The sequence below is a fragment of the Caballeronia sp. LZ008 genome (genome assembly GCF_031451435.1).
GTDB classification, from domain to species: domain Bacteria; phylum Pseudomonadota; class Gammaproteobacteria; order Burkholderiales; family Burkholderiaceae; genus Caballeronia; species Caballeronia zhejiangensis.
Map to the genome: position 1 here is coordinate 1,529,826 of NZ_JARUXK010000001.1, position 24,490 is coordinate 1,554,315.

Genomic DNA, 24,490 nt, shown 5'->3' on the forward strand with positions numbered 1-24,490 from the left:
ACCCACGATGCAGGACGCGACATCGACCGAACTCGTCGCCACGCATGGCGTGATGCGCCGGGACGCCGCGCGCGGCACGGTGCTGCTGCATGCCACGGATTTCGCACTCGACAAAAGCCAGCGCGCCGCGATCACCGGACCGTCGGGCTCGGGCAAGAGCGTGTTTCTGCGCACGCTCGCGCTGCTCGATGCGTGCGATGCCGGTTTCGTTACGTGGCGCGGCGAGCGCATCGCGCGTGCGCAGATTCCGGCTTACAGGCGGCGCGTCGCGTATATCGCGCAACGGCCCGCGATGCTCGACGGCACCGTCGAAGACAATTTGCGCTATCCGTTTTCGCTGAAGGCTTATCGCGACACGCATTTCGATCGCGATATCGCGATGCGGCTCGCGCAGGCGGCCGGACGCAGCGCGGACTTCCTCGACAAGTTCGCAAGCGATCTGTCCGGCGGCGAGGCGCAGATCGCCGCGCTCGTGCGCGTGCTGCAACTCGCGCCCGACGTGCTGCTGCTCGACGAACCGACCGCATCGCTCGATCCGGCGTCGGCACGCTCGATCGAAGCGCTCGTGGCCGCGTGGTTCGACGCCGATGACGCGCGCGCGTGCATCTGGGTATCGCACGATCCGGATCAGGCGCGGCGCGTCGCCACGCGTCATCTGACGATGAACGCAGGCGTACTCGGCGAGGACAAGCGATGAGCGGCTATCAGAACCTCAGTCTCTTCGATATCGGCCTGGCGGCGGCGCTGATCGTCGTCAATGGCGCGCTGTCGGTTGCGCTCGACCTCGGTCTCGAACGCAAGCTCTTCGTCGCCGCGATCCGCACCGTCGTGCAATTGCTGCTGATTGGATACGTGCTCGGCTGGGTGTTCGCGTTCAATCGCTGGTATGTCGTGCTGCCGCTGATGGCGCTGATGACGGTCATCGCCGGATTCGCCGCCTCCGATCGCGGACGGCGCACTTATCGCGGACAGCGCGCGGACAGCATCCTGTCGATTTGGGGCAGTTCGTGGCTGATCGGCGCGTTCGGGCTGTTCGTCGTGATTCGGATTCATCCGTGGTATGAGCCGCAATACGCGATTCCGATCCTCGGGATGATCCTCGGCAATTGCCTGACGGGCGTGTCGCTCGGCATCGAGCGCATGACGGAAGAACTGACTTCGGGACGCGCGGCGGTCGAGATGTCGCTCGCACTCGGCGCCTCGCGCTGGGAAGCGGCGCAGAGACCCGCGCGCCAGGCCGTGCGCGCGGGCATGATTCCGACGTTGAATCAGATGGCCGTGGTCGGTCTCGTCAGCCTTCCCGGCATGATGACCGGCCAGGTGCTCGCCGGGCAGTCGCCATTGCAGGCGGTGCGGTATCAGATCGTCATCATGTTTCTGATTGCGGCGGGCTCGGGGCTCGGCGTGGTCGGGGCCGTCGTGCTGACGTATCGGCGGCTGTTTTCGCGAGACCATCGGTTCATGGCGTCGAAGCTCGTCGAACGAAAAGCCCGCAAACGCGCCGCGTAGCTCACTCGCCGTTGTACGCCCGCTCGAGCGCCGGGAGATCGAGCTTGATCATCCCTTGCATCGCTTTCATGGTGCGGTCGGCTTTCACCGGGTCCGGGTCCTGCAACATGCCGAGCAGACGCGTCGGCGCAACTTGCCACGTCACGCCGAAGCGGTCCGTGAGCCAGCCGCAGGCCAGCGAACGGCCGCCGTCCATCAGCTTGTCCCAGTAGTGGTCGACTTCTTCCTGCGACTCGCACTTGATGAACATAGAAACGGCCGGCGTGAACGCGAACTCCGGATTGCCGTTCAGCGCCAGGAAGTCCTCGCCTTCGAGTTCGAACATCACGGCGATGACGCTGCCGACCGGCTTCGGGCCCGACTCGGTGCTGCGCATGATGTCCTTGATGCGCGCGTTCCTGAACGTGCTGACATAAAAGTTCGCGGCCTCTTCGGCGTTGCCGCCTTGGAACCACAGACAGGGCGAAATCTTGTGCATGTGCGTTGCTCCGTTCTCACTAGCGTGCGTGGTTTCGTTCATTGACCGCAAGGCTGCTGCGCCATCGCCTGCTTCATTTCTTCCGGCGTCATGTCACGCGTATGCGTCGCGACCGACCATTGATGACCGAACGGGTCTTCGAGACGCCCGTAGCGGTCGCCCCAGAACATGTCGGCGACGGGCATCGTGACTTTCGCGCCGGCGCTTTCGGCCTGCTTCACGGTGGCGTCGGCGTCTTCGACATACAGGTGAATCGTGACCGGCGATCCGTTCAGCGCCTTCGGACCGACCGAGCCGAATTGCGGGAACTCATCGACGAGCATCAGCATGGAATCGCCGATTTTGACCATCGCGTGCATGAGCTTGCCGTCGGGCCCGGGCATGCGGCCCAGCTCGATGGCGTTGAACGCGCGCTTGTAGAACTCGATCGCTTCTGCGGCGCCCGCGCACACGAGATGCGGGGTCAGCGAACGCATGCCTTCGGGAATCGGCTTGACGGCGGATTGGGACATGTCGGCTCCGTGTAGTGAGTGAGCGCGCCGGGTTTGGCGCGGTCTCATAGCCTACGACGAACGGGCCGCGCGCGAATCGACACAAGCCCGCAGACGCCTGTCAAATTTCTTCGACCGGCGCGCGCCGATAGCTTATTTCGAATGCTGTTCCGCGAGCGATTGAATCAGCGCTTCGAGCCGCGAGAAATTGACCGGCTTGGTCAGATGATCGCGAAAACCGGCTTCGCGGCAACGGCGGATGTCCTCGTCCATGCCGTAGCCCGTGATCGCCACCGACGGCTTGTCGGGCTGCAGGTTCTGCCACGCGCGCGCGATATCGAGTCCGCTGCCGTCCGGCAGGCCGATATCGCTGACGAGCAGATCGAACGGCCCGCTCTTCGCGCGTTCGAGCGCCTGAGCGACCGTTACGGCAACCGACACTTCGTGGCCGAGCATTTCGAGCACTTCGGCCATCGCCGACGACGTCTGCTCGTTGTCCTCCACGAGCAGCACCTTGAGCGCGCGTCCCTGTTCCCGGCTCGCGGCTTCGATGAGCGGCTCGTCCTCGCGCGCGGGTTGCAGTTTCGCGAGCGGCAGCGTCAGCGTGAAGCGCGCGCCCGCGTCGCGGCCTTCGCTGTAGGCCGAAAGCGTGCCGCCGTGCTTCTGCGCGAGCGTGCTCGCGATCGCGAGACCGAGCCCGAGGCCGCCGAACGAGCGCGTGATGGAATCGTCGGCCTGTTCGAACGCCGAGAAAATGCGCGGCAACGCCTCCGCGCTGATGCCGATGCCGCTGTCCGTCACGGAAACGGCGATCGTCGACGGATCCGGATTCCAGGTCCGCACGTCGATGCGCCCGCCCGCCGGCGTGAACTTCACCGCGTTCTTCATCAGATTCCAGATGATCTGCTGAAGGCGCGCCGCGTCGCCGAGCACGACGAACCGGCCCGCGTCGAAATGCGTTTCGAGCGTGAGGCTCTTCGCGCGCAGATCGGCTTCGGACATGTCGAGCGCGCTCGTCAGCAAGGTATCGAGCGCGACGCTCGCGAAATTCAGCGACAGCTTGCCGCGCGCGATGCTCGTGAGATCGAGCAGATCGTCGATGAGGCGCGCTTCCAGCTCGACATTGCGGCGGATGAGATCGAGCGTCGGATGCGCCTCGCGCGGCAGCGAGTGCTTCATTTCGAGCAGGCGCACGGCGGCGAGAATCGGCGTGAGCGGCGTGCGCAGTTCATGCGAGAGCACCGCCAGAAAATGGTCCTTCGCGCGATTCGCCGATTCGGCCTGATCCTTTGCGAGCCGCAGCGCGTCGGCGGCCATGTGGGCGTCGGTCGCGTCGCGCACGATCTTCGAAAAGCCGATCAGTTCGTCGTGCTCGCTGCGGATCGCCGTCGTCACGCCCGAGGCGAAAAACGAATGGCCATCCTTGCGCCAGAGCCAGCGGTCGTCGCTCGCGCTGCCTTCGCGCCGCGCGGTTTCCAGCTCGGCGTCGAACACGCCGCCCTCGCGATCTTCCTGCGCATAGAAGATGTTCGCGGACTGGCCGAGCACGTCCTGCGCGGGAAAGCCCAGAATGCGCTCCGACGCCGCGTTCCATGTGCGGATGCGGCCTTCGGGATCGAGCGTGATGACCGCGTAATCCTTCAGCGCATCGATGAGCAGGCGGAAATGCGTCTCCGTTTCGCGCAACGCCCGCTCGACGGCGATGCGTTGCGCGCGCTCGGCGCTCTCGCGCATCGCGCGGCGCACGACGGCGGGCAGCCGCTGCAGGCGCTGTTTCAGCACGTAATCGGTTGCGCCGCGCTTGAGCATATCGACGGCGTGCTCTTCGCCGAGCAAGCCCGACACGAAGATGAACGGCGTGTCCGGGGAACGCTCGCTCGCGATCGTGAGCGCCTCGATGCCCGAGAAGGTCGGCATCACGAAGTCGGCGAGGATCACGTCGAAGCGCTTTTTCTCCAGCTCGGCGATGAACGCCGCGGAGTCGTACACGATCGACGCCTCGACGGCATAGTCCGCGCGTTCGAGCTGGGCGATCGTCAGCTCCGCATCGAGTGCGTTGTCTTCGACGAGAAGCAGATGCAGAGGCTGCATGATCTAGGCGTCCTCTTGAAAGGACGCTTGCGGGCGCACCGGCCGGGACGGATTCGTGCTCATGGGCGCAGCGGTCATTGCGCGGGCGGCGGGCGGCGAAAGCGCGTCGAGCCCGGCGGCGGCTCGTTGAGCACGGCCCAGAACACGCCGAGATCGCTGATCGCCTCGACGAATTCGGCGAATTCCACCGGCTTCACCACATATGCGTTGACGCCGAGTTCATAGCTGCGGATGAGATCCTGCTCCTCGCGCGACGACGTGAGCATGACCACCGGCACGCTCTTCAGCGATGCGTTCGAGCGGATCATGTCGAGCACTTCGAGGCCGTCGATCTTCGGCAGCTTCAGGTCGAGCAGGATCACCGCCGGATTGCCGGGCGCGCGCTCCTTCCACTCGCCTTCGGAGGTGAGATAGTCGATGGCTTCCTGACCGTCGCGCGCCACGATCACCTCGTTGGCGAGCTGACTCTTGTCGAGCGCGACGAGCGTGAGCTCGAGATCGTTCGGATTGTCTTCGACGAGCAATATCGGTTTAAGCATGGTTTTTTCTTGACTTTGTATTTGGCGCGCCTTGCGTCCCGTTCGCGTTGCGGAATGTCACGGGCAGCGAGAAATAGAATACCGCGCCCTCTCCCAGCCGCCCTTCGGCCCACGTGCGCCCGTCATGACGCTCGATGATGCGCCGCACGTTGGCGAGCCCGATGCCCGTGCCCTCGAACTCTTCCGCGCGATGCAGGCGCTGGAACACCCCGAACAGCTTCGCGCCGTACTTCATGTCGAAGCCGACGCCGTTGTCGCGCACGCCGATCACGTATTCGTCGCCGCTTCGGGTCGCGAATATCTCGATTTTCGCCGATTCCCGCGTCCGCGTATATTTCACCGCGTTCGATATCAGGTTGCGCACCGCAAGCTGAAGGAAAGCGGCGTCGCCGGTCACGCGCGGCAGATCGCCGATCACCCATTCGATGCTTCTTCCCGAGCCTTCCACCTCGACTTCCTGCACGACCGACTTCACGAGCAGGCCGAGATCGACCGGCGCGGGCCGGAGCGCGGCGCGGCCCATCTGCGAGAACGTCAGCAGGTCGTCGACGAGCGTGCCCGCGAAACGCGCAGATTCCAGCATGTTGTTGAGAAACCGCCGGCTCTTGTCCGACATGCGCTCGCCTTCCTGCTCGCGCAGAAGATCGCCGTATCCGGCGATATGGCGCAGCGGCGCGCGCAGATCATGCGATACCGAATACGAGAACGCCTCCAGCTCCTTGTTCGCGCGCGTGAGTTCGGTCGCGAGTTCCGCGCGCTCTTCCGCGCGGCGCAGCACGATGTTCAGCAGCGCGCCGCGCAGTTCGGCGGCGATTTCGAGCTCGCTCTGACGCCACAGCGCCGAATGGCCGCGCACCGTTTCGAGCCACGGCGAAAAGCTCGTGCGCGGCGCGCTCGAGCCATCCGCGCTTTCGATCTTGACCGGCTCGCCCGCCCATTCGATCGTCTGCATCAGTTCGGGACGGAACCAAAGCAAATAGTTGCGGAAGATCTGCGAGACCGGCACCGCGAGCACGCCGCACGCCTTGTCTTCGTGCGCCTTGGCGGGCGGCCATTCGCGCGCGAGCGAATCCGTCGCCCACACGCCGGACGTGTTTTCCGCGAGCCAGTGCGTGAGCGCGCGCACGGTGTCCTCGTCCGGTGTTGCGCCGAGCAGCGTGACCTGATCGTCGAAGACGATCGCCGCGCCCGCCGAACGCGCGAAACTCAGTACGTCGCCCGGCACGGCGCGCAAGCCGGCGACGAAGTTCTCGTGCTCGCCCATCGCCGAAATCAGGCGGCTCATCGTGCGGCGCAGCGCGCTCAGATATTCGCCCTCGGCGCGCTCTTCCTTCGCTTCGATCTGCAAGGACAGCATGTGCCCGAGATGCTCGACCGCGACGCGCGTATTGAACGGCACGATGCGCGCGCTGTGATCGTGACACGAGATGAGTCCCCACAACTGTCCCCGCACGACGATCGACACGGACATCGACGCATGCGTGCCCATGTTGCGCATGTACTCCAGATGCACGGGCGAGAAGCTGCGCAGCGTCGCAAACGTGAGATCGGTGGGGCGTCCGGTGACGGGATTCACGCTCGGCACGAGGCGCGCGGGCGTGTAGTCGACATCGGCGACGAGGCGGATACGGTTCTTCAGATACAGCGCGCGCGCCTGACGCGGAATGTCCGACGCCGGGAAGAACTGATGCAGGAACGACGGATAACTCGCGTCGCGGTCCTCCGCGAGCACGTGGCTGCGGCCTTCCTCGTCGAAGCTATAGAGCATCACGCGGCCGAAGCCCGTGATCGCCCGCACTTCGCGCACGGCGAGCTCCGCGAGCGCCTGCACGCTGCCGCCCTCCTGCAGCCCGCGCGCGAACGTGCGGACGAGCGGATACATCGACGCGAACGCATCGCCCGTCGCGGCGGCGGTCTCCATCTCGACGATGAGCGTGCCGTCATGACGATGTATCGTCACATCGAGGCGCAACGCCTTATCGGACGACGACGGCGCGAGATCGATCGGGCCGATGTAAAGCGGCGCGTCGTCGAGCGCGGACGTGGCGGCCGCCTGCCCGATGCGCTGCGCGCCCGCCGCGCCGAGGACGACATCGAGCGGAGCGCCGAGCAGTTCGTCGACACCCGCGTTCGTCAGCGAGACGAGGTTCTCGCTGACCTGCAGGATGTGCAGATCGTCGGACAGCACGAGCAGAAATCCATGCGGCTGGATGCCGCCGGGAATGTGGATCGGCTCGGCATCGCAGTCCTGGCCGGCGACGCCCGAGCTGAGCGTGCGCCGGCGCGCTTCGGCATCGGGCGGTCCTTGCGATGCTTCGCGCACGGCCCTCGCGCCGATGGGCGGCTCGCTCGCGGACTCGCTCATGAACCCGCTCCCGGCGCGGGCTGCGAATACTCGATGCCGATTGCTTCAGGACACAGCCACGCTTGCAGACTTTCGAACGTCGCGATGGCGGCTTTCACCGCATCGTCGTGAAGGCGTTCGGGCACGCTTGCCGCCGCGGTCTCGCGAAACGCGTTCCACATGCTGCCCGTGCGCGGGCCGTAGCCGTCGAAATACGCGTTGCCGATGCCCGGCGCGAGATCGAGACGCGCGGCCACATGCGGCGCGATGAAGCGGCCGCCGAGCGTGCTGCCTTCCATCACGTACATCGAGCCGATGGCATCGCCGATGTTGTCCATACGCGGCAGGTCATCGCGCGCGCCGGCTTGCGGCAGCGATCCGGCGGACGGCGTTTCACCCGTCAGCGCGGCGAGATCGGCGGCGAGGAGCGACGCCTTGCGGCGCGCATCGAAAAAGTCCGCGAGCGACGACGGCAGGCACGCGGCCGCCGCGTCTTCCCACGGCGCGACGTAACCATAGAATCGTTCGAGCAGCGCGATGTATTCGTCGCGCTGAAGGTCGTCCCGCATCAGGTCGAGCGCATTCTCCAGCCGCGCGTGGCACGCAGCGGTTTCGTTCTTCAGACGGGACAGAAGGTCGAGTGGCATGTTCCGTTGTGTTGGCTTCAGTCCGCAAAGCGGTCATGGGATGCAAGCATCGGAAGGGCTTACCGGTTTGCGCGCTTGTTGAAATACGCGCATCGGTAGAAAAAACGCGGCGAACGTTGCGTTCAAGCCCGCTCCCGATCAACGAATCATTCTACGCAAGCGGCCCGCGCGCTGCCATCCGCGAAGGCTTTTCACCGTTCGGTTCAGCGCTCCTTCGACTGCCCTTCACCGCTGTTCGCATTCGCATGTTCGTCGCCCTGCGTGTCGCGCTGATAGTCGCCGCCGCCGCGCCGGTCCGTGTCGACGAGACCGTGTTCGAGGTCCTCGTGCGCCTGCTTGCCAACATCGCGCGCGCCATGTTCGCGTTGCGATTCGACGTTCTGATCCGCCTCGTGAGGCAGCGGCGCGTTCGACGCATCGTCGCGCGCCTGCTTTTCGCGATCCTTGCTCGCCATTTCGCGTCCGCGTTCGGGCACGCTCTCCGGGCCCGCGTTCGCCTGCTTCATGTTCGTCTCCTTGTGAACGCTCACTTGCGCGATGCGTTCATGCCAAGCCGCTTCTTCATCTCCGCCGTGAGCCGCTGACGCGCCTTGTCATAGCCCGCCCACGGATCGCTCTTCAGCGCATCGAGCCGCTCGCGCACGTTGCCGATATGCCATTGATCGCCGCTCGTGACGGAATCGAGTTCGTCCCAGGCAAGCGGCATCGATGCGCCGAGCCCCGGCCGCGCGCGCAGCGAGAATGCGGCGACCGTGCTGGAGCCGCGGTTGTTGCGCAGATAGTCGATGAAGATCTTGCCCTTGCGATTCTGCATGCCCATTTTCGCGGAGAAGAGCTTGGGCAGCGTGCTCGCCATATGCTGCGCGACGGCCTGCGAGAAATCCTTCATGTCGTCCCAGCTCGCCTGCTTCGCAAGCGGCACGACTACATGAAAGCCCTTGCCGCCGCTCGTCTTGCAGAACGACGTGAGACCGAGCTCGACGAGCAGATCCTTCGTGAGCTTCGCGGCCTCGATCATGCGTTCCCAGCCGACGCCTTCGCCCGGATCGAGATCGAAGATCATGCGATCCGGCTTCTCGATGTTCGACGCCACCGCGTTCCACGTATGCAGCTCGATCGTGCCCATCTGCGCGGTGCCGACGAGCGCCTGCGACGATTCGATCGTGAGCAGCGGCGGATGTCCCGGATCGATATCGGGATGCTGCGTGATATGCGGAATCGCGAGCTTCGCGCTGTGCTTCTGAAAGAACAGCTCGCCGCCGATGTCTTCCGGCGCGCGCACGAGCGACACCGGCCGATCCTTCAGATGCGGCAGCATCCAGTCGGCGACCGACGCGTAATACTCGACGACGTCGAGCTTGGTCAGCCCCGTCGATTTGTCGATCACGCGATCCGGATGGCTGATCTTCACGCCTTCGATTTCAGCCGGACTCGCCTTGGCCTTTTTCGCGGCCGTCGTCTTCTTCGCCGCGATTTTCTTTGCCGCGACTTTCTTCGCGGCCACGGGCTCTTCCTTCACGATCTGACGCGCGGGTTTATCGTCCCGCAAACTGACGAACGATGCTTGTCGCACGATGCGCTCCTTGGTCCATTCCGCGAAATTGCATTCGGCCACGAGCTCGGGCTTCACCCAATGCACGGGCGTGCGGCTGCGTTCCTGCGGCTCGCTTGCAAAGGGCATGCGTTGAGTCTCGCGCTTGTCGAGTTCCTTCTTCACCGCGACGAGCGTCGCGTGATCGAAGCCGCTGCCGACGCGCCCTGCGTACTGCAACTTGCCGTCCGTATCGTAGACGCCGAGCAGCAGCGCGCCGAACTGCCCGCGACTGCCAGAGGGCTCCGAATATCCGCCGATCACGAATTCCTGGCGGCGTCTGCACTTGAGCTTGATCCACGACGCACTGCGCCCCGAGACATAGGTGCTGTCGATCCGCTTGCCGATGATGCCTTCCAGCGCCATGTCGCAAGCGCTCTTGAGCAGGTCGTCGGCGTGAAAGGCGAAGTCTTGCGAGAAGCGCAGCACCGGATCGTCGAGCGGCTCGATGACCGCCTTCAGGATCGCGCGGCGTTGCACGAGCGGCACGTTGCGCAAGTCGTAGCCGTTCAGATAGGGCACGTCGAAGAAATAGACGACGATGTCTTGCGGGCGCCCCACGTCGAATGCGTTCTGCAGCGCCTGGAAGTCGGGCAAGCCGCGCTCGTCGAGCACCACGGCTTCGCCGTCCAGCCAGCCGCTTTCGATATCGAGCTTGTCGAGCGCCTTCACCTGCTTCGAGAACTTCGCGGTCCAGTCGTTGCCGTTGCGCGTATAGATGCGAACTTCGCGCTTGCCCTTCACCGTTTCGATGCGCGCGAGCACGCGATAGCCATCGAACTTTATTTCGTAGCCCCAATCATCTCCGGGCGGCGCGGCATCGACGAGCGTGGCGAGTTGCGGCTTGAGCGTCGCGGGCAGCTTCGCCTTTTGCGCGCCTTCGATCGCCGGTTCGTGCGACAACGTGCGCAACGACTCGGCGTTGCGATTCGCGACGATATCCGGATGCGCGTGACCATTCCCCGCCTTCGCTGCTTTCGCCGAGGTCTTGCGCGCCGGCGCTTTCTTCGCGCCCGCCTTGCGTTCGTTGCGCTCGCGCAGCGCACCGGTTTCGTCGCGTGCGCCGAGCGAATCGGACAGCACGCTGCCGGGTTTCTTCAGCAAGATGTCGTACTCGGCTTCGGGACGCGCTTCGTCGTCACGCTCCTTGATGAGCAGCCATTGCTCCTTGTCGCCGCTGCCGCGCATGTGGCTTTTCACGAGCGTCCAGCCGCCGTGCAGCTTTTCGCCGTCGAGCGTGAACTTGAGCTTGCCCTTTGCATACTCGCGCGCCGCGTCCTCGACGCTGCCCGATTGCGGCGCCCAGGTCCCGCGATCCCACACGATGACGCTGCCCGCGCCGTAGTTGCCTTCGGGAATCTCGCCTTCGAACGAGCCGTAATCGAGCGGATGATCTTCGACGTGCACCGCCAGCCGCTTCACCGACGGATCGAGACTCGGCCCTTTCGGCACCGCCCATGATTTGAGCGTGCCATCGAGTTCGAGACGGAAGTCGTAATGCAAGCGGCGCGCGTCGTGTTCCTGAATCACGAAGGACAGCGCGCTTTGCGTGGCCTTTTTCGCGCGCGCGCTGCGCTTCGTGGCGCCGGACGGCTCCGGCGTCTTGTCGAAACGCCGCATCCGTTGATAGGTTTCGAGTTTCTCAGCCATCGTCGTTGGGTCGTGCGCTTATGCGCGTTTGCGGCGCGTCGTCTTGCGTGCCGGACGCGCGGTTTCCTCGCCGCTTTCGTCGCCCGAATCGTCATCGGATTGCGCGGCCTTGCCGCCGCGTTTCGCCGCGCCGCCTTTCTTCAGGCTGCGCTTGAGCAGTTCGGACAAGTCGAGGATGTCGGCGGATGCCTTTTCCTCGCCACCTTCGTCGATCTTCATCACCTCGGCAACCTTGCCTTCCTTCACCTTCCTGTCGACGAGCGCCATGATGTCGTCCTTGAAGGTGTCGTGATACTTCGTCGGGTCCCAGGTGTCGCTCATGTCGTCGATGAGACGCTTGGCCATTTCGAGTTCCTTCGGCGTGACGCCGGCCTTTTTCGTGTCTTCGTCCGGGAACTTGAACTGGCTGAAGTCGCGCACTTCGTCGCCCCAGCGCAGCGTGTTGAGCGCGAGCGCGGGGCCGACCGGAATCAGCGCCGCCAGATGCTGCTTGTTGTGCAGCACGACGCTCGCGATGCCGACCTTGCCCGTATCCTTCAGCGCATCGCGAAGCAGCGCGTAGACCTTTTCGCCTTTGCGATCGGGCGCGAGGTAGTACGGCGTATCGAGCGAGAGGAACGAGATCTCGGGCGCATCGACGAAGGCGAGAATATCGACCGTCTGCGTCGATTCGGGATTGGCCGCGCGGATTTCGGCGTCGGTCATCACGACGTACTTGCCCTTCTCGTATTCGAAGCCGCGCACGATGTTGTCGCGCGTGACTTCCTTGCCCGTGTTCTTGTTGATCTGCTTGTAGCCGATCGGGTCCATCGAGCGCTTGTCGAGCAGGTTGAAGCCGACCTTCTCCGACTGCGTCGCCGGATAGAGTTGCACGGGCACGTGGACCAGCCCGAAGCTGATCGCGCCTTTCCAGATCATGTGCGGCATTGCGGCACCTTCGCTGTCGGATCGAATCGATGGATACGCTCGGGAACATGCGCCCAAGCGTTTCTGCGCGCTGTTTTCAGCGCGGCATCGACAAGAATCGCACAAAGCGTGCCAAGCGGCGCGGGCGTGCGGACGCACGGCGCGCCGGGTCGCCCGCGCTTGCGTGCAGCCGTTCATCTGTAAGCTTTACTGAGGATGAGTTTGCGCGACAAGTTTGCGCGGTTCGGAAAACAAGACAGTTAGTTGCGTATGCGGCATCGAAAAAACGCGCCGGGAAGGCTGGCGCGTCCATCGAGTTACTTGCGGCTCGCGGTGACGGTCAACTGCGTGCCGTCGTCGAGCGTGACGGTTTTCTTGGAGCCGGTAGAAGTCGGCATCGAGAAGCGCACGATCTGGCTGAAGCGATTATCGACGGGACATTGCAGGCTCCTGCCGCCCACGGTCACCTTGCTCGTGCCCTTCGGCGCGTACGCGCGAAAGCTGATCTGCACGTTCGCCGCGCCGTTGTCCGCGACGACCGGCGCGAAGCGGATCTGCACTTGCCGCACCGCCTGCCCGTCGGCGCTTTTGGGCACCGACGCCGCCTGCGGGCACCCGTCCGGTACGGCCTGCGCGCCGCTCGGCGCGGTGCCCTGCCAGGTGAAGTCGTCGGTCTGGCCCGAGCGGATGGTGCGCGTTTCCTGCTCGTTGCCGAAATTCTTCGACGCCATCTTCACCGTGTACTTGATGGGGCCGTCATTGGGCGCTTCGGAGAGAACCTTGATGCCTGGCGTCGCGTGGGCGGTCGCTGCGAACAGCGCGAGCGCGGCGACGGAAACGATGCGACGAACGATCAAACGACGATTCATGCCGCCACCTCCGTATCGAGCGCTTGGAAGGAAAGACCGGCGCCGCGAAGCGCCGGCAAGCTGTAGGGCCGATCCAGTCTAGCGCCCCGCCCGCTGGCTCATCCTAGTGGAAAACCCGCGTGAGCAGCAACGTCGATGATGTTCGTCAACACATTCGTCAGAAGCCGGTCAGCACGAGCTTGCCGACCGTGCGCCCTTCTTCCAGAAGGCGATGCGCCTCGCGCAGATTCGCCGCGTTGATCGCGCCGAGATTCTTCCCGAGCGTCGTGCGGATGGTGCCTGCGTCGATCAGCCGCGCCACTTCGGACAGCAGCTTGTGCTGCTCGATCATGTCGGGCGTCTTGAACATCGCGCGCGTGAACATGAACTCCCAGTGAAACGCCGCGCTCTTCGCTTTCAGCAATTCGACGGGAACGGGCTGCGCGTTCTCGACGATCGACGCGATGCCGCCTTGCGGCTTGATGACGTCGGCGGCCGCGGGAAAATGCTTGTCGGTGTCGTTGAAGATCAGCACGTAATCGACTTCGGGAAAGCCGATTGCGTTCATCTGCTTCGGAATGTCGTCGAAGTGATTGACGATGTGATCCGCGCCGAGGTCTTCGGCCCATTTCGCCGATTCGGGCCGCGAGGCAGTGGCGATCACCTGCAATTTCGCGACGCGCTTCGCCAGCTGAATGCCGATCGAGCCGACGCCGCCCGCGCCGCCGATAATCAGCACCGACTTGCCCGCGTCCTTGCCTTCCGCCGACACGCCGAGCCGCTCGAAGAGCGCTTCCCACGCGGTGATCGTCGTGAGCGGCAGCGCGGCGGCGTGGGTGAAATCGAGCGATTTCGGCTTCGCGCCGACAATGCGCTCGTCGATCAGATGAAACTCGCTGTTCGCGCCTTGACGCGTAATGTCGCCCGCGTAGTAGACCGGATCGCCGGCCTTGAAGAGCGTCACGTCCGGGCCGACCGCTTCCACGACGCCCGCCGCGTCCCAGCCGAGCACGCGCGGCGTCGCCTCGACCTTGTCTTTCGGCGCGCGCACTTTCGTGTCGACGGGATTGACGGCGATCGCTTCGATTTTCACGAGCAGATCGCGGCCGGTCGGCGTGGGCTTGTCGAGTTCGATATCGACGAGCGATTCGGGATTGGAAATCGGGAGATAGCGGGTCAAACCGATGGCTTTCATTTTTTGCTCCGTCGTGAGTGGACTGGATTCGATCTTAAAGTGCGATCGGTCTTTCGAAAACCGTCATAATCGCTGAAACATTTTTCGGGAAATCCATCGAATGGCGAGCGATCCTGTAACGGAAGACACGACGCGCGAGCGGCTCGATCTGCTCGACGTCGGCCTTTTTGTGCGCGCGGCGGCGCTGGCGAATCTGTCGGCGGCGGCGCGGGAATTCGGCTTGTCGCCGGCGGTGGCGAGCGCGCGCATCGCCGGGCTGGAGCGCATGCTCGGCACGCGGCTTCTGCATCGCACGACGCGGCGGGTCTCCGTCACGCAGGAAGGCGAGATTTTCGCGGCGCGCGCGCGCGAACTGCTCGACGCCGCCGAAGCCGCGCGCGCATCGGTCGGGCGCGCGCGGGCGCATCCGCATGGCCGGCTGCGCGTGACGATGCCGTCTTCGCTCGGCCGCCAGCACATCTCGCCGCTGATTCCGGCGTTTCTGCGCCAGTTTCCCGGCGTGACCGTCGATTTGCGCATGACCGATCAGATCGTCGATCTCGTCGATGAAGGCATCGACCTCGCGATCCGCATCGGCGCGCTGAAGGATTCGACGCTCGTCGCGAAAAAGCTCGCGAGCAACCGGCGCGTGCTGTGCGCATCGCCCGCGTATCTCGCCGAACACGGCACGCCGCGCCATCCCGCCGATCTCGTCGATCACGAATGCGTGATCCTCGCCGATCAGCGCGACTGGAGCTTCGTCACGCCGACGGGCGTCATCGACGTGCGCGTGTCCGGGCGCATCGTGACGGACAACGGCGAAGTGATCCGGGATGCGCTCGCGGCGGGCATCGGCATCGGCCTCAAATCGACGTGGAGCGTCGCGCCCTTGCTCGCGAGCGGCGAACTCGTCACCGTGCTCGACGATTACCCGCTCGCGCAGACCGTCGCGATCTGGGCGGTGTATCCGAGCCGCGCGTTCGTGCCGCCGAAGACGCTCGCGTTCATCGACTTCCTCGCAGTACAGTTCGGCGAGCCGCCTTACTGGGATGTCGATCCGGCGCGCGTGCAGCGCTGAAGGTTCTTTACAATGGCGGTTTCGCCGCCCTTTCCTGCTCTTTTTGATGAACCTCGTCATTCAAAGTCCCAGCGCCATTTCCGATTCGCATCTGCGGCCGCTCGCGGCGCTCGCACGCGCCAAAGAGACGCAGCGCGTCGACGACACCCTTCTGCGTCTCATCGACGCCGATCCGCTGCAGCGCCCCGACATCGACGCTTATTGCGGCACCCATGCGCTCGATTACGCCTTTATCGAAGCGAACGCGAAGCTCGCCGATTTCGGCCTCGTCGCGATGGACATGGATTCGACGCTCATCACGATCGAGTGCATCGACGAAATCGCGGATTTTTGCGGGCTCAAAGCCGAAGTCGCGGCAATCACCGAAGCGTCGATGCGCGGCGAGATCAAGGACTTCAACGAGAGCCTCACGCGGCGCGTCGCGCTCCTCAAAGGTCTCGATGCAAGCGCGTTGGAACGCGTCTACGAAGAGCGCCTGCAACTGTCGCCGGGCGCGGAACGCATGCTCGAAGGCGCGCGCGCGGCGGGCCTGAAAACGCTGCTCGTGTCGGGCGGCTTCACGTTCTTCACCGAGCGTCTGAAGGCGCGGCTCGGCCTCGATTACACGCGCGCGAATACGCTCGAAATCGTCGATGGGAAGCTGACCGGCAAGGTCGTCGGCGAGATCGTGAACGCGGATGTGAAGGCGCGCACGCTCATCGAAACGTGCGCGCAGATCGGCATCGATCCGAAACGCGCGATCGCAATGGGCGACGGCTCGAACGACCTGAAGATGATGGCGGAAGCCGGATTATCGGTCGCGTTCCGCGCGAAGCCGGTCGTGCGGCAATCGGCGAGTCTCGCGTTCAACTTCGTCGGACTCGACGGCTTGTTGCGGCTGTTCTGATCGATGTGAAAACGGCGCCTTCGGGGCGCCGTTTTCATTCAGGCGAACGCCTTGGCGAGCGCGGCTTCGAGATCCGCGCGCAAATCCGCTTCCGCTTCGAGACCGACGTAGAAACGCACCAGCACGCCTTCGTGCGGCCATTGCGACGCGGTGCGCATCGAGCGGATGTTGTACGGCATCGCGAGGCTGTGCGCGCCGCCCCAGCTCCAGCCGATCGAGAACAGTTCGAGCGCTTCGACGAACGCATCGACTTGCGCGCTCGTGTAGCGGCCATCGAAGACGATCGAAAACAGCCCGCCCGCGCCGCCCTTGAAGTCGCGCGCAAAGAACGCGTGGCCGGGACAATCCTCCAGCGCCGGATGCAGGACCGCCTTCACTTCGGGCCGCGTCTTGAGCCACTGGGCGAGCGCGTACGCGGTGCGGTCGTGCGCTTCGTAGCGCACTTTCATCGACGGCAGGCTGCGCAGCACGAGCGACGCATCGTCCGCCGACACGCCGATGCCCATACGCATCCGCGCGCGTTTGAGCTTCTTGTGCAGTTCCTCATCGCGCGTGATGGTCGCGCCCATCAGGATGTCGCTGCCGCCCGACTGATATTTCGTCAACGCCTGCACGGAAATGTCGACGCCATGCTCGAACGGCTTGAACGCGAGGCCCGCGGAAAACGTGTTGTCGATCGCCGTGACGATGCCCTTCGCGCGCGCGACGGCGACGATCGCCGGCACGTCCTGCACTTCCATCGTCACCGAGCCGGGCGCTTCGAGCCAGATCAGCTTCGTGTTCGGACGGATCGAATCGGCGATGCCCGCGCCGGTCATCGGATCGTAATAGGTCACTTCCAGCCCGAAATCGGCGGCGAGCCAGTCGGCGTGATCGCGATTCGGACCGTAGGCGTTGTCGGGCACGAGAACGTGATCGCCCGCTTTCACGAGACCGAAGTAGATGTTGGAGATCGCGGCGAGCCCCGACGGCTGCAGCAGCGCGAATTCGCCGCCCTCGATCGCGGCGAGACGCTGCGCGAGCGCGATGGTCGTCGGCGTGCCGTGCAGGCCGTAGCGCCACTTCGAATCGTCGCTCCAGACGAGCGAGCGCATCGAGGCGAGATCGGGAAACACGACCGTCGATGCGCGCGCGACCGGCACCGAGAACGACTCGAAGCCGGGCGTGATGCGGTCTTCAGGCTGAACGATGCGGGTTTGCAGATCGCGGTCCTTGCTGCTGGAATCAGTCATGGCTTTGCAATACGGAATGAAAAGAGACCGCCGCCGGAACGCCCGGCGGGGTGAAGACAGAGCGAATCATTCGCCGATGATGACGTTGCTCGTGCCGCCCACGGCATTCTTGGGCGGCGCGGGCGGCGCAGGTTCCAGCGACGGCGCGGGCGGCGCCTTCGCGGTGCCCGTCGCGGGCAAGGTCTTGCCGGCCGCGGCGGGCCGCAGATCGAACGGCTGCGGGTTCGAATCGTCCGGGTTCATGCGCTCGCCGGACACGCTGCCGTCCGCCGCGAACTTGCCGACCCAGTTGCCCGTGATGTGCGTGCCGTCGTTCGATTCCTCGATTTCGAGTGTGTCGCCGTCGCGGTCGCCCGCGACGAGAATCACGTTCGGGCTGCCGGCGAACCGGTACTCGCCGTGCACGCCGGAGGGCTCGTCGGTTTTCGCGCCGAGTTTCATCTCGATCTGCTTGTCGCCGAGCGTGCCGACGTAGCGCGGAAACTTCGCGTACTCCGGATTCGGCGTGAGCGGCTTCTGCGGCGGCAGCGCGAGTTCCTTGATCGCGGCTTGCGCGCCGTGCGCGTCGGCGCCCGCTGGCTCGCGTGCGTTCTGTGCCTGCACGCCGGTCTGGCCCGCCGGCATCGGCGAATTGCACGCGGCAAGCGCGGCGAAGATCGTCAAGGCCGCGACCGTCCGCGGCCCTTTCATGCTTGGCATCATCCGTGAGTCCTTCAAATGCGCTCGAAGATCGCCGCGATGCCCTGGCCGCCGCCGATGCACATCGTCACGAGCGCGTAACGCCCGCCGATGCGCTGCAGTTCGTACAACGCCTTCACGGTGATGAGCGCGCCGGTCGCGCCGATCGGATGCCCGAGCGAAATGCCCGAGCCGTTCGGATTGACCTTCGCGGGATCGAGCTTCAGTTCCTGCGATACGGCGCACGCCTGCGCGGCGAACGCCTCGTTTGCTTCGATGACGTCGAGATCGTCGACGGAGAGGCTCGCGCGCTCCAGCACCTTCTGCGTCGCGGGAACCGGGCCGATGCCCATGATCTTCGGATCGACGCCCGCGTGCGCGTACGCGACGAGCCGCGCGAGCGGTTTCGCGCCGCGCTTTTCCGCAAGCGAGCGTTCCATCAGCACGACGGCCGCGGCCGCATCGTTGATGCCCGACGCGTTGCCCGCCGTCACCGTGCCGTTTCCCTTCGCAAAAACCGGCTTGAGCTTCGCGAAGTCTTCGGCGGTGGCGTTCAGGCGAACGTGCTCGTCGCGGTCGAACACGGTGTCGCCTTTCTTCGAAGCGAGCGTGATCGGCAGAATCTGATCGTTGAAATAGCCGGCTTCGATCGCTTTCGCCGCGCGCCGGTGCGATTCGAGCGCGAGCGCGTCCTGCATCTCGCGCGTGATGCCGAACTTCGCCGCGACGTTCTCGGCCGTCACGCCCATGTGGATCTTGTCGAACGGGTCGTTCAGCGCGCCGACCATCATGTCGACGATGCGCGTGTCGCCCATGCGCTGGCCGAAGCGCGCGGCGGGCATGATGTACGCCGCGCGGCTCATGCTTTCCGCGCCGCCGCCGATGGCGACATCGGCATCGCCGAGCAGAATGGACTGCGACGCCGACACGATCGCCTGCAAGCCCGAGCCGCACAAACGGTTCACCGTGAGCGCGGGCGCATGCTGCGTGACGCCGCCGTCGAGCGCCGCGACGCGCGCGAGATACATGTCGCGCGGCTCCGTATGCACGACGTTGCCGAACACGACGTGACCGACTTCATCGCCCGCGACGTTCGCGCGGGACAGCGCTTCGCGCACGACGCGCGCACCGAGATCGGTCGGGCTGAAGTCCTTCAGCGAACCGCCGAAATCGCCGATCGCCGTGCGCACGCCGCTTACCACCACCACTTCACGTTGCATGTTGTCGTCTCCTTCGTTTGAGGTTCGGCTATTCTGCCAGCGCGCGCTCGACCTCGTCCTTTCGCGGGATCGGCGCCACTGCGCCAAAACCTTGCGTCGACAAAGCCGCGGCGACGTTCGCGTAGCGCGCCGCGGCGAAAGGATCGTCGCCTGCAACGATGCGCGCGATGAACGCCCCGCCGAAGCAGTCGCCCGCCCCCGTCGCATCGACCGCCTGCACGACGCGGCCCGGCACCACGCGCCGCTCGTCCGGCGTCGCGATATACGCGCCTTCCTTGCCGAGCTTCAGCGCGACGACCTTCGGACCGAGTTTCAGCAGCGCATCGACGATCGCGTCTTTGTCTTCGTGGCCGGTGAGCAGCGTGACGTCGTCCCAGCTCGGCAGGCAGATGTCGGTTGCGCGGATCGCTTCGAGCATGACCGCGCGGGCGCGCGCGAGCGGCCACAGCTTCAGGCGCAGGTTCGTGTCGAAGCTGACCTTGACGCCGTGCGTGCGCGCATGGTCGATCGCGGCGAGCGCGGCATCGCAGGCGGCCACGCCGATCGCGAGACTGATGCCCGACAGATGCACGACCTTCGCGGCGGCGATCGCATCGAGCGGCAAGTGCGACGGCGCGTAGCGGCTCGCCGCCGAACCCGCGCGCAGATAGTCGAAGCGATGCCCGCTCTCGCCGTGCGACACGAAATAGACGCCCGTGGGCGCATCGTGATCGACGCGCACCGTCGACGTATCGACGTTTTCCGCGCACCACAGATCGAGCAGCAATTGCCCGAAGTGATCGTTGCCGACCGCGGACACGAAGCCCGTCGCCGCGCCCTGGCGCGATGCCGCGATCAGGAAGTTGGAGACGTCGCCGCCGAAGCCTTGCAGATAGTTCGGCTGATCGCGCGTCGACTGATTGAACTCGATCATGGCCTCGCCGAGCGCGAGGACGTGCGGCATCCCTGGCATGGCTTTAGACCTCGCCCCAGAGATCGTGGCCATCGGCGCCGGTGATCTTCACCGACACGAAGTCGCCGGCCTTGTAGCGCTTCGATGCCTTCGTCGTCGGCGCGATGTACACGACGCCGTCGATTTCCGGCGCGTCCGCCGCCGTGCGGCCGATGCCGCCTTCCGCGCCCACTTCATCGACGAGCACTTTGAGCGTCTTGCCGACCTTCTTCTTCATGCGCTTCGCGGACAGTTCTTCCGCGAGTTCCATGAAGCGCGCGCGGCGATCCTCGCGCACTTCGTCGGGCAACGCGCCGTCGAGTTCGTTCGCCGTTGCGCCTTCGACCGGCGAATACGCGAAGCAGCCGACGCGATCCAGATCCGCTTCCTTCAGGAAATCCAGCAGCGTCTGAAACTGCTCTTCCGTCTCGCCCGGAAAGCCCGCGATGAACGTGCTGCGAATCGTCAGATCGGGACAGATTTCGCGCCATGTCTTCACGCGCTCGAGCACCTTTTCCGCGTTCGCCGGGCGCTTCATGCGCTTCAGCACTTCGGGATGCGCGTGCTGGAACGGCACGTCGAGATACGGCAGAACGTGGCCGCGCAGCGGGCCTTCTGCCATCATCGGGATGACTTCGTCGACGCTCGGATACGGATACACGTAATGCAGGCGCACCCACGCGCCGTACTGCGCGGCGAGTTCGCCGAGCGCGCCGACGAGCTCGGTCATGCGCGTCTTGAGCGGCTTGCCGTTCCAGAAACCCGTGCGGTATTTCACGTCGACGCCGTACGCGCTCGTGTCCTGCGAAATCACGAGCAGTTCCTTCACGCCGGACTTGAACAGATTTTCGGCTTCCAGCATGACTTCGGCGACGGGGCGCGAGACGAGATCGCCGCGCATCGACGGGATGATGCAGAACGTGCAGCGATGGTTGCAGCCTTCCGAAATCTTCAGGTAAGCGTAGTGGCGCGGCGTCAGCTTGATGCCGGCGGGCGGCACGAGATCGGTGAACGGATCGTGCGGTTTCGGCAGATGCGTATGCACCGCGTTCATGACTTCGTTGGTCGCGTGCGGACCGGTGACGGCCAGCACTTTCGGATGCACTTCCTCGATGAGGCCCGAACCGCTCGCGCTCTTTTTCGCGCCGAGACAGCCGGTCACGATGACCTTGCCGTTCTCGCTCAACGCCTCGCCGATGGCGTCGAGGCTTTCCTGCACGGCTTCGTCGATGAAGCCGCAGGTGTTGACGACGACGAGGTCCGCGCCGTCATAGGTGCCGGAGATTTCGTAACCTTCGGCGCGCAACTGCGTCATGATCTGCTCGGAATCGACAAGCGCCTTCGGGCAGCCGAGCGACACCATGCCGATTTTCGGCGCGGGCTTCGTCCTGGCGAGTGAATCGATTGAATCGATTGAATCTAAAGAATTTTTCACGGGAAGAGTGTCTTGTGGGAACGCAAGAGGCCAATCCACTATTTTACATCGGCGAGCCGCCGACACGGCTCGGCCCCCTTTTCCTTTGTCTCATTCCGATTGAAGCTGGCGCGCAGCAAACTCGAGCGAATCCGCAGCTTCCCGCGTCTCTCATTGCTTCGAATCACACATCGGTTTCATGCTCGACTACTCAGCGCTGCGCCATTTCAATCCGCTCTTCGTCACGCCCTGCTACTCGGGCCAAGTGACGTCCGGCTACGCCACCAGCATGCTCACGCTCACCAACGAGCTCTGGCGCCTCGGCGTGCGAGGCTCGATGCGCATCTGCGCCGGCGAAAGTCTCGTCACGCGCGCGCAATGAAGCCGTCGCGCATTTTCTGATGCATACGGAGCACACGCATCTCTTCTGGATCGATGCCGATATCGGCTTCACACCGGAGCAGGTGCTGCGTCTGCTGCTCGCGGGTCGCGATGTCGTCGCCGGCGTGTATCCGCTCAAGCGCATCGACTGGACGGGCGAGATTCCCGCCGGGCTCACGCAAGCGCAGTTTCTCGAACGGGCGTTGCGCTATCCGGTGAATTTGCATGACGGCGCGCGCCTCGAAGTGGACGACGACGGCTTCATGGAAGTGGACGAGGCGCCGACGGGCTTCATGTGCATACGCCGCGCGGTGCTCGAAACGATGATCGCGCGCATGCCCGAGTTGCGCTACGTGCCCGACGCGCCGCCGGATACGCCGTTGCACGGCTACTGCCATCGCTTCTTCGACGTGATGGTCGAGCCGGAAACCGGGCGCTATCTTTCCGAGGACTACGCGTTTTGCCGCCGCTGGCGCGATTCTGGCGGAAAGGTGTACGTGGATGCACGCTCGACACTGGAGCACCACGGCGCCTATACGTATCGCGGCGATTTCGGCGCGGCGCTGGCGTACGATTCGACGAGAGCCGTCGGCGGGCAATGAACGGACGGCGCGCGAGCGCTCACGCCGAGGCGCGCAAGCCTCGACGCCCGCACGCGCCCTCGAACCGGACTACTTCTTTTCCGTCGACGAAGGCGTGGGCGTCGGGAACGGAAACGTGTTGAACATCGACTTCGCCTGCGACTGCATCTGCTCCTGCATCTGCACGAACATGTTTTTCGACTGCTCGATGTAGCTCGTCATCATGCCCTGCATCATCGGCGCCTGCATGTTCATGAACTGCGACCAGACTTCGGGGTTGAGCGCGTTGCCGTCGTAGATGCCCTTGCTCTGCTCGGTCAGCTTCTGCTGGATGTCGATGAACGCCTGGATGTTCTTCTCCAGATACGTGCCCATCATGCCCTGCATCGCGTGGCCGTAGAAACGGATGATCTGCGAGAGCATCACCGACGAGAACATCGGCAGGCCGCCGCTCTCTTCTTCCAGAATGATCTGCAGAAGGATGCTGCGCGTGAGGTCGTCGTTGGACTTCGCGTCGAGCACCTTGAAATCTTCCTGATCGAGCACGAGCTGTTTTACATCCGACAACGTGATGTAGGTGCTCGTTTCCGTGTCGTACAGCCGACGGTTTGGATACTTTTTGATGAGTCGTTCGGCGGGTTTCTTTGTAGTAGTAGTGGTGGTCATTTAACGCCTTTAAACGCAAAACTTTACTGCGATGGCAGCAAGCAGGTCTTGCGTTGTCGCAAAAAAGCGCTGCTGCATGTTCGCCGCATCGTTGATAAATCCGGCGAGTGGTGACTTCCCGCGCGCGTTTCGGCGTCGCGGGAAGCCGCCGCCCGTCAGCCCATATGCAAGCCGCCGTTCAGCGAGAAGTCCGCGCCGGTCGCGAAGCCCGATTCTTCGGACGCGAGCCACGCGCAGATCGAGCCGATTTCGTCCGGGGTGCCGAGACGGCGCACCGGAATGGTCGCGACGATCTTCTCCAGCACTTCCGGACGGATCGCCTTCACCATGTCCGTGCCGATATAGCCCGGCGACACGGTGTTGACCGTCACGCCCTTGGTGGCCACTTCCTGCGCGAGCGCCATTGTGAAGCCGTGAATGCCGGCCTTGGCGGTCGAGTAGTTCGTCTGACCGAACTGGCCTTTCTGCCCGTTCACCGACGAAATGTTGATGATCCGGCCCCATCCGCGCTCGACCATGCCGTCGATGACCTGCTTCGTCACGTTGAAGAGGCTCGTCAGGTTCGTGTCGATGACGGCGGTCCAGTCTTCGTGCGTCATCTTGCGGAACACGACGTCGCGCGTGATGCCCGCGTTGTTCACGAGGACATCGATCTCGCCGACTTCGGCCTTGACCTTGTCGAACGCGTTCTTCGTCGATTCCCAGTCGCCGACGTTGCCTTCCGAGGCGATGAATTCGAAGCCGAGCGCCTTCTGGTCTTCCAGCCATTTCACCCGGCGCGGCGAATTCGGACCGCAGCCCACGACGACCGTAAAGCCATCTTTAAGCAGGCGCTGGCTGATGCTGGTGCCGATGCCGCCCATCCCGCCGGTTACATACGCTATACGCTTCGCCATTCCTCACTCCATTTTCGTTATGCGGACGGCGATCTCCTTGCCGCCCGCTGGCCCTTCCCAATCCCGCCAGTGACTATCTGTGACTTATTACGGACGTTCCACCGCCAGCGCGACACCCATGCCGCCGCCGATGCACAGCGACGCCAGACCCTTCTTCGCGTCGCGCTTCTGCATTTCGTGCAGCAGCGTGACGAGAATCCGGCAGCCCGACGCGCCGATCGGATGACCGATCGCGATCGCCCCGCCGTTCACGTTGATC

At 64.4% G+C, this 24,490-nt stretch carries 24 protein-coding genes and 1 pseudogene; 6 read left to right on the top strand and 19 right to left on the bottom strand.

Going from position 1 to position 24,490, the window contains the following annotated elements:
* The first annotated feature begins 7 nt into the window (after positions 1-7).
* Together QCE49_RS07150 and QCE49_RS07155 are read left to right on the top strand one after the other, a co-directional pair.
* Entirely contained in the window at positions 8-697 is a 690-nt protein-coding gene (locus tag QCE49_RS07150) for an ATP-binding cassette domain-containing protein (RefSeq protein ID WP_250460236.1), read from the top strand.
* Entirely contained in the window at positions 694-1,509 is an 816-nt protein-coding gene (locus tag QCE49_RS07155) for an ABC transporter permease (protein ID WP_008349446.1), read from the top strand. The genes QCE49_RS07150 and QCE49_RS07155 overlap by 4 nt, the downstream gene beginning before the upstream one ends.
* A 1-nt stretch (position 1,510) precedes the next feature.
* Here the strand turns inward: QCE49_RS07155 and QCE49_RS07160 are convergent, their stop codons facing one another.
* From QCE49_RS07160 to QCE49_RS07210, 11 genes are all read right to left on the bottom strand, one after another.
* Entirely contained in the window at positions 1,511-1,987 is a 477-nt protein-coding gene (locus QCE49_RS07160) for a VOC family protein (protein WP_008349443.1), read from the bottom strand.
* A 38-nt stretch (positions 1,988-2,025) separates the two neighbouring features.
* Positions 2,026-2,499 (bottom strand): VOC family protein, encoded by a 474-nt coding sequence (locus QCE49_RS07165; RefSeq protein ID WP_008349441.1) that lies wholly within the window; start codon positions 2,497-2,499, stop codon positions 2,026-2,028.
* A gap of 132 nt (positions 2,500-2,631) precedes the next feature.
* On the bottom strand, positions 2,632-4,569 hold the full coding sequence (locus QCE49_RS07170; protein ID WP_008349438.1) for a response regulator: 1,938 nt from the start codon (positions 4,567-4,569) through the stop codon (positions 2,632-2,634).
* Between the two features lie 74 nt (positions 4,570-4,643).
* Entirely contained in the window at positions 4,644-5,108 is a 465-nt protein-coding gene (locus QCE49_RS07175) for a response regulator (protein ID WP_008349436.1), read from the bottom strand.
* Positions 5,101-7,473: an ATP-binding protein gene (locus QCE49_RS07180; protein ID WP_309805849.1), complete on the bottom strand. Its 2,373-nt coding sequence runs from the start codon at positions 7,471-7,473 to the stop codon at positions 5,101-5,103. Before QCE49_RS07180 ends, QCE49_RS07175 begins: the two co-directional genes overlap by 8 nt.
* A complete protein-coding gene (locus QCE49_RS07185; RefSeq protein ID WP_008349429.1) occupies positions 7,470-8,099 on the bottom strand; it encodes a biliverdin-producing heme oxygenase in 630 nt (209 codons plus the stop codon). The genes QCE49_RS07180 and QCE49_RS07185 overlap by 4 nt, the downstream gene beginning before the upstream one ends.
* A gap of 203 nt (positions 8,100-8,302) precedes the next feature.
* Complete coding sequence (locus QCE49_RS07190) at positions 8,303-8,605, bottom strand: hypothetical protein (RefSeq protein WP_250460226.1); 303 nt, start codon at positions 8,603-8,605, stop codon at positions 8,303-8,305.
* Positions 8,606-8,625: 20 nt separating this feature from the next.
* Entirely contained in the window at positions 8,626-11,340 is a 2,715-nt protein-coding gene (ligD, locus tag QCE49_RS07195; RefSeq protein ID WP_034473413.1) for a DNA ligase D, read from the bottom strand.
* Positions 11,341-11,358: 18 nt separating this feature from the next.
* On the bottom strand, positions 11,359-12,267 hold the full coding sequence (locus QCE49_RS07200) for a Ku protein (RefSeq protein WP_008349424.1): 909 nt from the start codon (positions 12,265-12,267) through the stop codon (positions 11,359-11,361).
* A gap of 296 nt (positions 12,268-12,563) precedes the next feature.
* The gene (locus tag QCE49_RS07205) at positions 12,564-13,115 is read right to left on the bottom strand and encodes a DUF6013 family protein (protein ID WP_250460228.1); all 552 of its coding nucleotides are present in this window, start codon (positions 13,113-13,115) and stop codon (positions 12,564-12,566) included.
* 157 nt (positions 13,116-13,272) lie between these two features.
* On the bottom strand, positions 13,273-14,289 hold the full coding sequence (locus tag QCE49_RS07210) for a zinc-binding alcohol dehydrogenase family protein (RefSeq protein ID WP_250460230.1): 1,017 nt from the start codon (positions 14,287-14,289) through the stop codon (positions 13,273-13,275).
* A 100-nt stretch (positions 14,290-14,389) separates the two neighbouring features.
* On the opposite strand from QCE49_RS07210, the gene QCE49_RS07215 reads away from it, so the two are divergent.
* Together QCE49_RS07215 and serB are read left to right on the top strand one after the other, a co-directional pair.
* Positions 14,390-15,346, top strand: a complete 957-nt coding sequence (locus QCE49_RS07215) for a LysR family transcriptional regulator (protein WP_034473407.1) — start codon at positions 14,390-14,392, stop codon at positions 15,344-15,346.
* A gap of 46 nt (positions 15,347-15,392) precedes the next feature.
* Entirely contained in the window at positions 15,393-16,232 is an 840-nt protein-coding gene (gene serB, locus QCE49_RS07220; protein WP_008349420.1) for a phosphoserine phosphatase SerB, read from the top strand.
* A gap of 38 nt (positions 16,233-16,270) precedes the next feature.
* Here serB and QCE49_RS07225 read toward each other — a convergent pair whose 3' ends face one another.
* The 5 genes from QCE49_RS07225 to rimO all read right to left on the bottom strand — a co-directional run bounded on the left by QCE49_RS07225 (position 16,271) and on the right by rimO (position 21,656).
* Entirely contained in the window at positions 16,271-17,464 is a 1,194-nt protein-coding gene (locus QCE49_RS07225) for a cystathionine beta-lyase (protein ID WP_008349419.1), read from the bottom strand.
* 66 nt (positions 17,465-17,530) lie between these two features.
* Positions 17,531-18,154, bottom strand: a complete 624-nt coding sequence (locus tag QCE49_RS07230; protein ID WP_144403838.1) for a hypothetical protein — start codon at positions 18,152-18,154, stop codon at positions 17,531-17,533.
* Between the two features lie 23 nt (positions 18,155-18,177).
* The gene (gene bktB, locus QCE49_RS07235) at positions 18,178-19,362 is read right to left on the bottom strand and encodes a beta-ketothiolase BktB (RefSeq protein WP_250460232.1); all 1,185 of its coding nucleotides are present in this window, start codon (positions 19,360-19,362) and stop codon (positions 18,178-18,180) included.
* A 28-nt stretch (positions 19,363-19,390) separates the two neighbouring features.
* Entirely contained in the window at positions 19,391-20,314 is a 924-nt protein-coding gene (locus tag QCE49_RS07240) for a sugar kinase (RefSeq protein WP_033537160.1), read from the bottom strand.
* Between the two features lie 4 nt (positions 20,315-20,318).
* Complete coding sequence (gene rimO / locus QCE49_RS07245; protein WP_051079027.1) at positions 20,319-21,656, bottom strand: 30S ribosomal protein S12 methylthiotransferase RimO; 1,338 nt, start codon at positions 21,654-21,656, stop codon at positions 20,319-20,321.
* A gap of 250 nt (positions 21,657-21,906) precedes the next feature.
* Between rimO and QCE49_RS07250 the strand changes: the two genes are divergently transcribed.
* Positions 21,907-22,089 carry a hypothetical protein gene (locus QCE49_RS07250; RefSeq protein ID WP_250434801.1) on the top strand — a complete coding sequence of 61 codons (183 nt, stop codon included), beginning with the start codon at positions 21,907-21,909 and terminating at the stop codon, positions 22,087-22,089.
* A gap of 19 nt (positions 22,090-22,108) precedes the next feature.
* Positions 22,109-22,690, top strand: coding sequence for a hypothetical protein (locus QCE49_RS07255; protein WP_250460234.1), 582 nt, complete (start codon positions 22,109-22,111; stop codon positions 22,688-22,690).
* 69 nt (positions 22,691-22,759) lie between these two features.
* Here QCE49_RS07255 and phaR read toward each other — a convergent pair whose 3' ends face one another.
* From phaR to QCE49_RS07270, 3 genes and pseudogenes are all read right to left on the bottom strand, one after another.
* Entirely contained in the window at positions 22,760-23,335 is a 576-nt protein-coding gene (phaR, locus tag QCE49_RS07260; protein WP_033537161.1) for a polyhydroxyalkanoate synthesis repressor PhaR, read from the bottom strand.
* Positions 23,336-23,490: 155 nt separating this feature from the next.
* On the bottom strand, positions 23,491-24,231 hold the full coding sequence (locus QCE49_RS07265; RefSeq protein ID WP_008349413.1) for a 3-ketoacyl-ACP reductase: 741 nt from the start codon (positions 24,229-24,231) through the stop codon (positions 23,491-23,493).
* Between the two features lie 87 nt (positions 24,232-24,318).
* Positions 24,319-24,490, bottom strand: a pseudogene (locus tag QCE49_RS07270) (acetyl-CoA C-acetyltransferase); the annotation flags it as partial.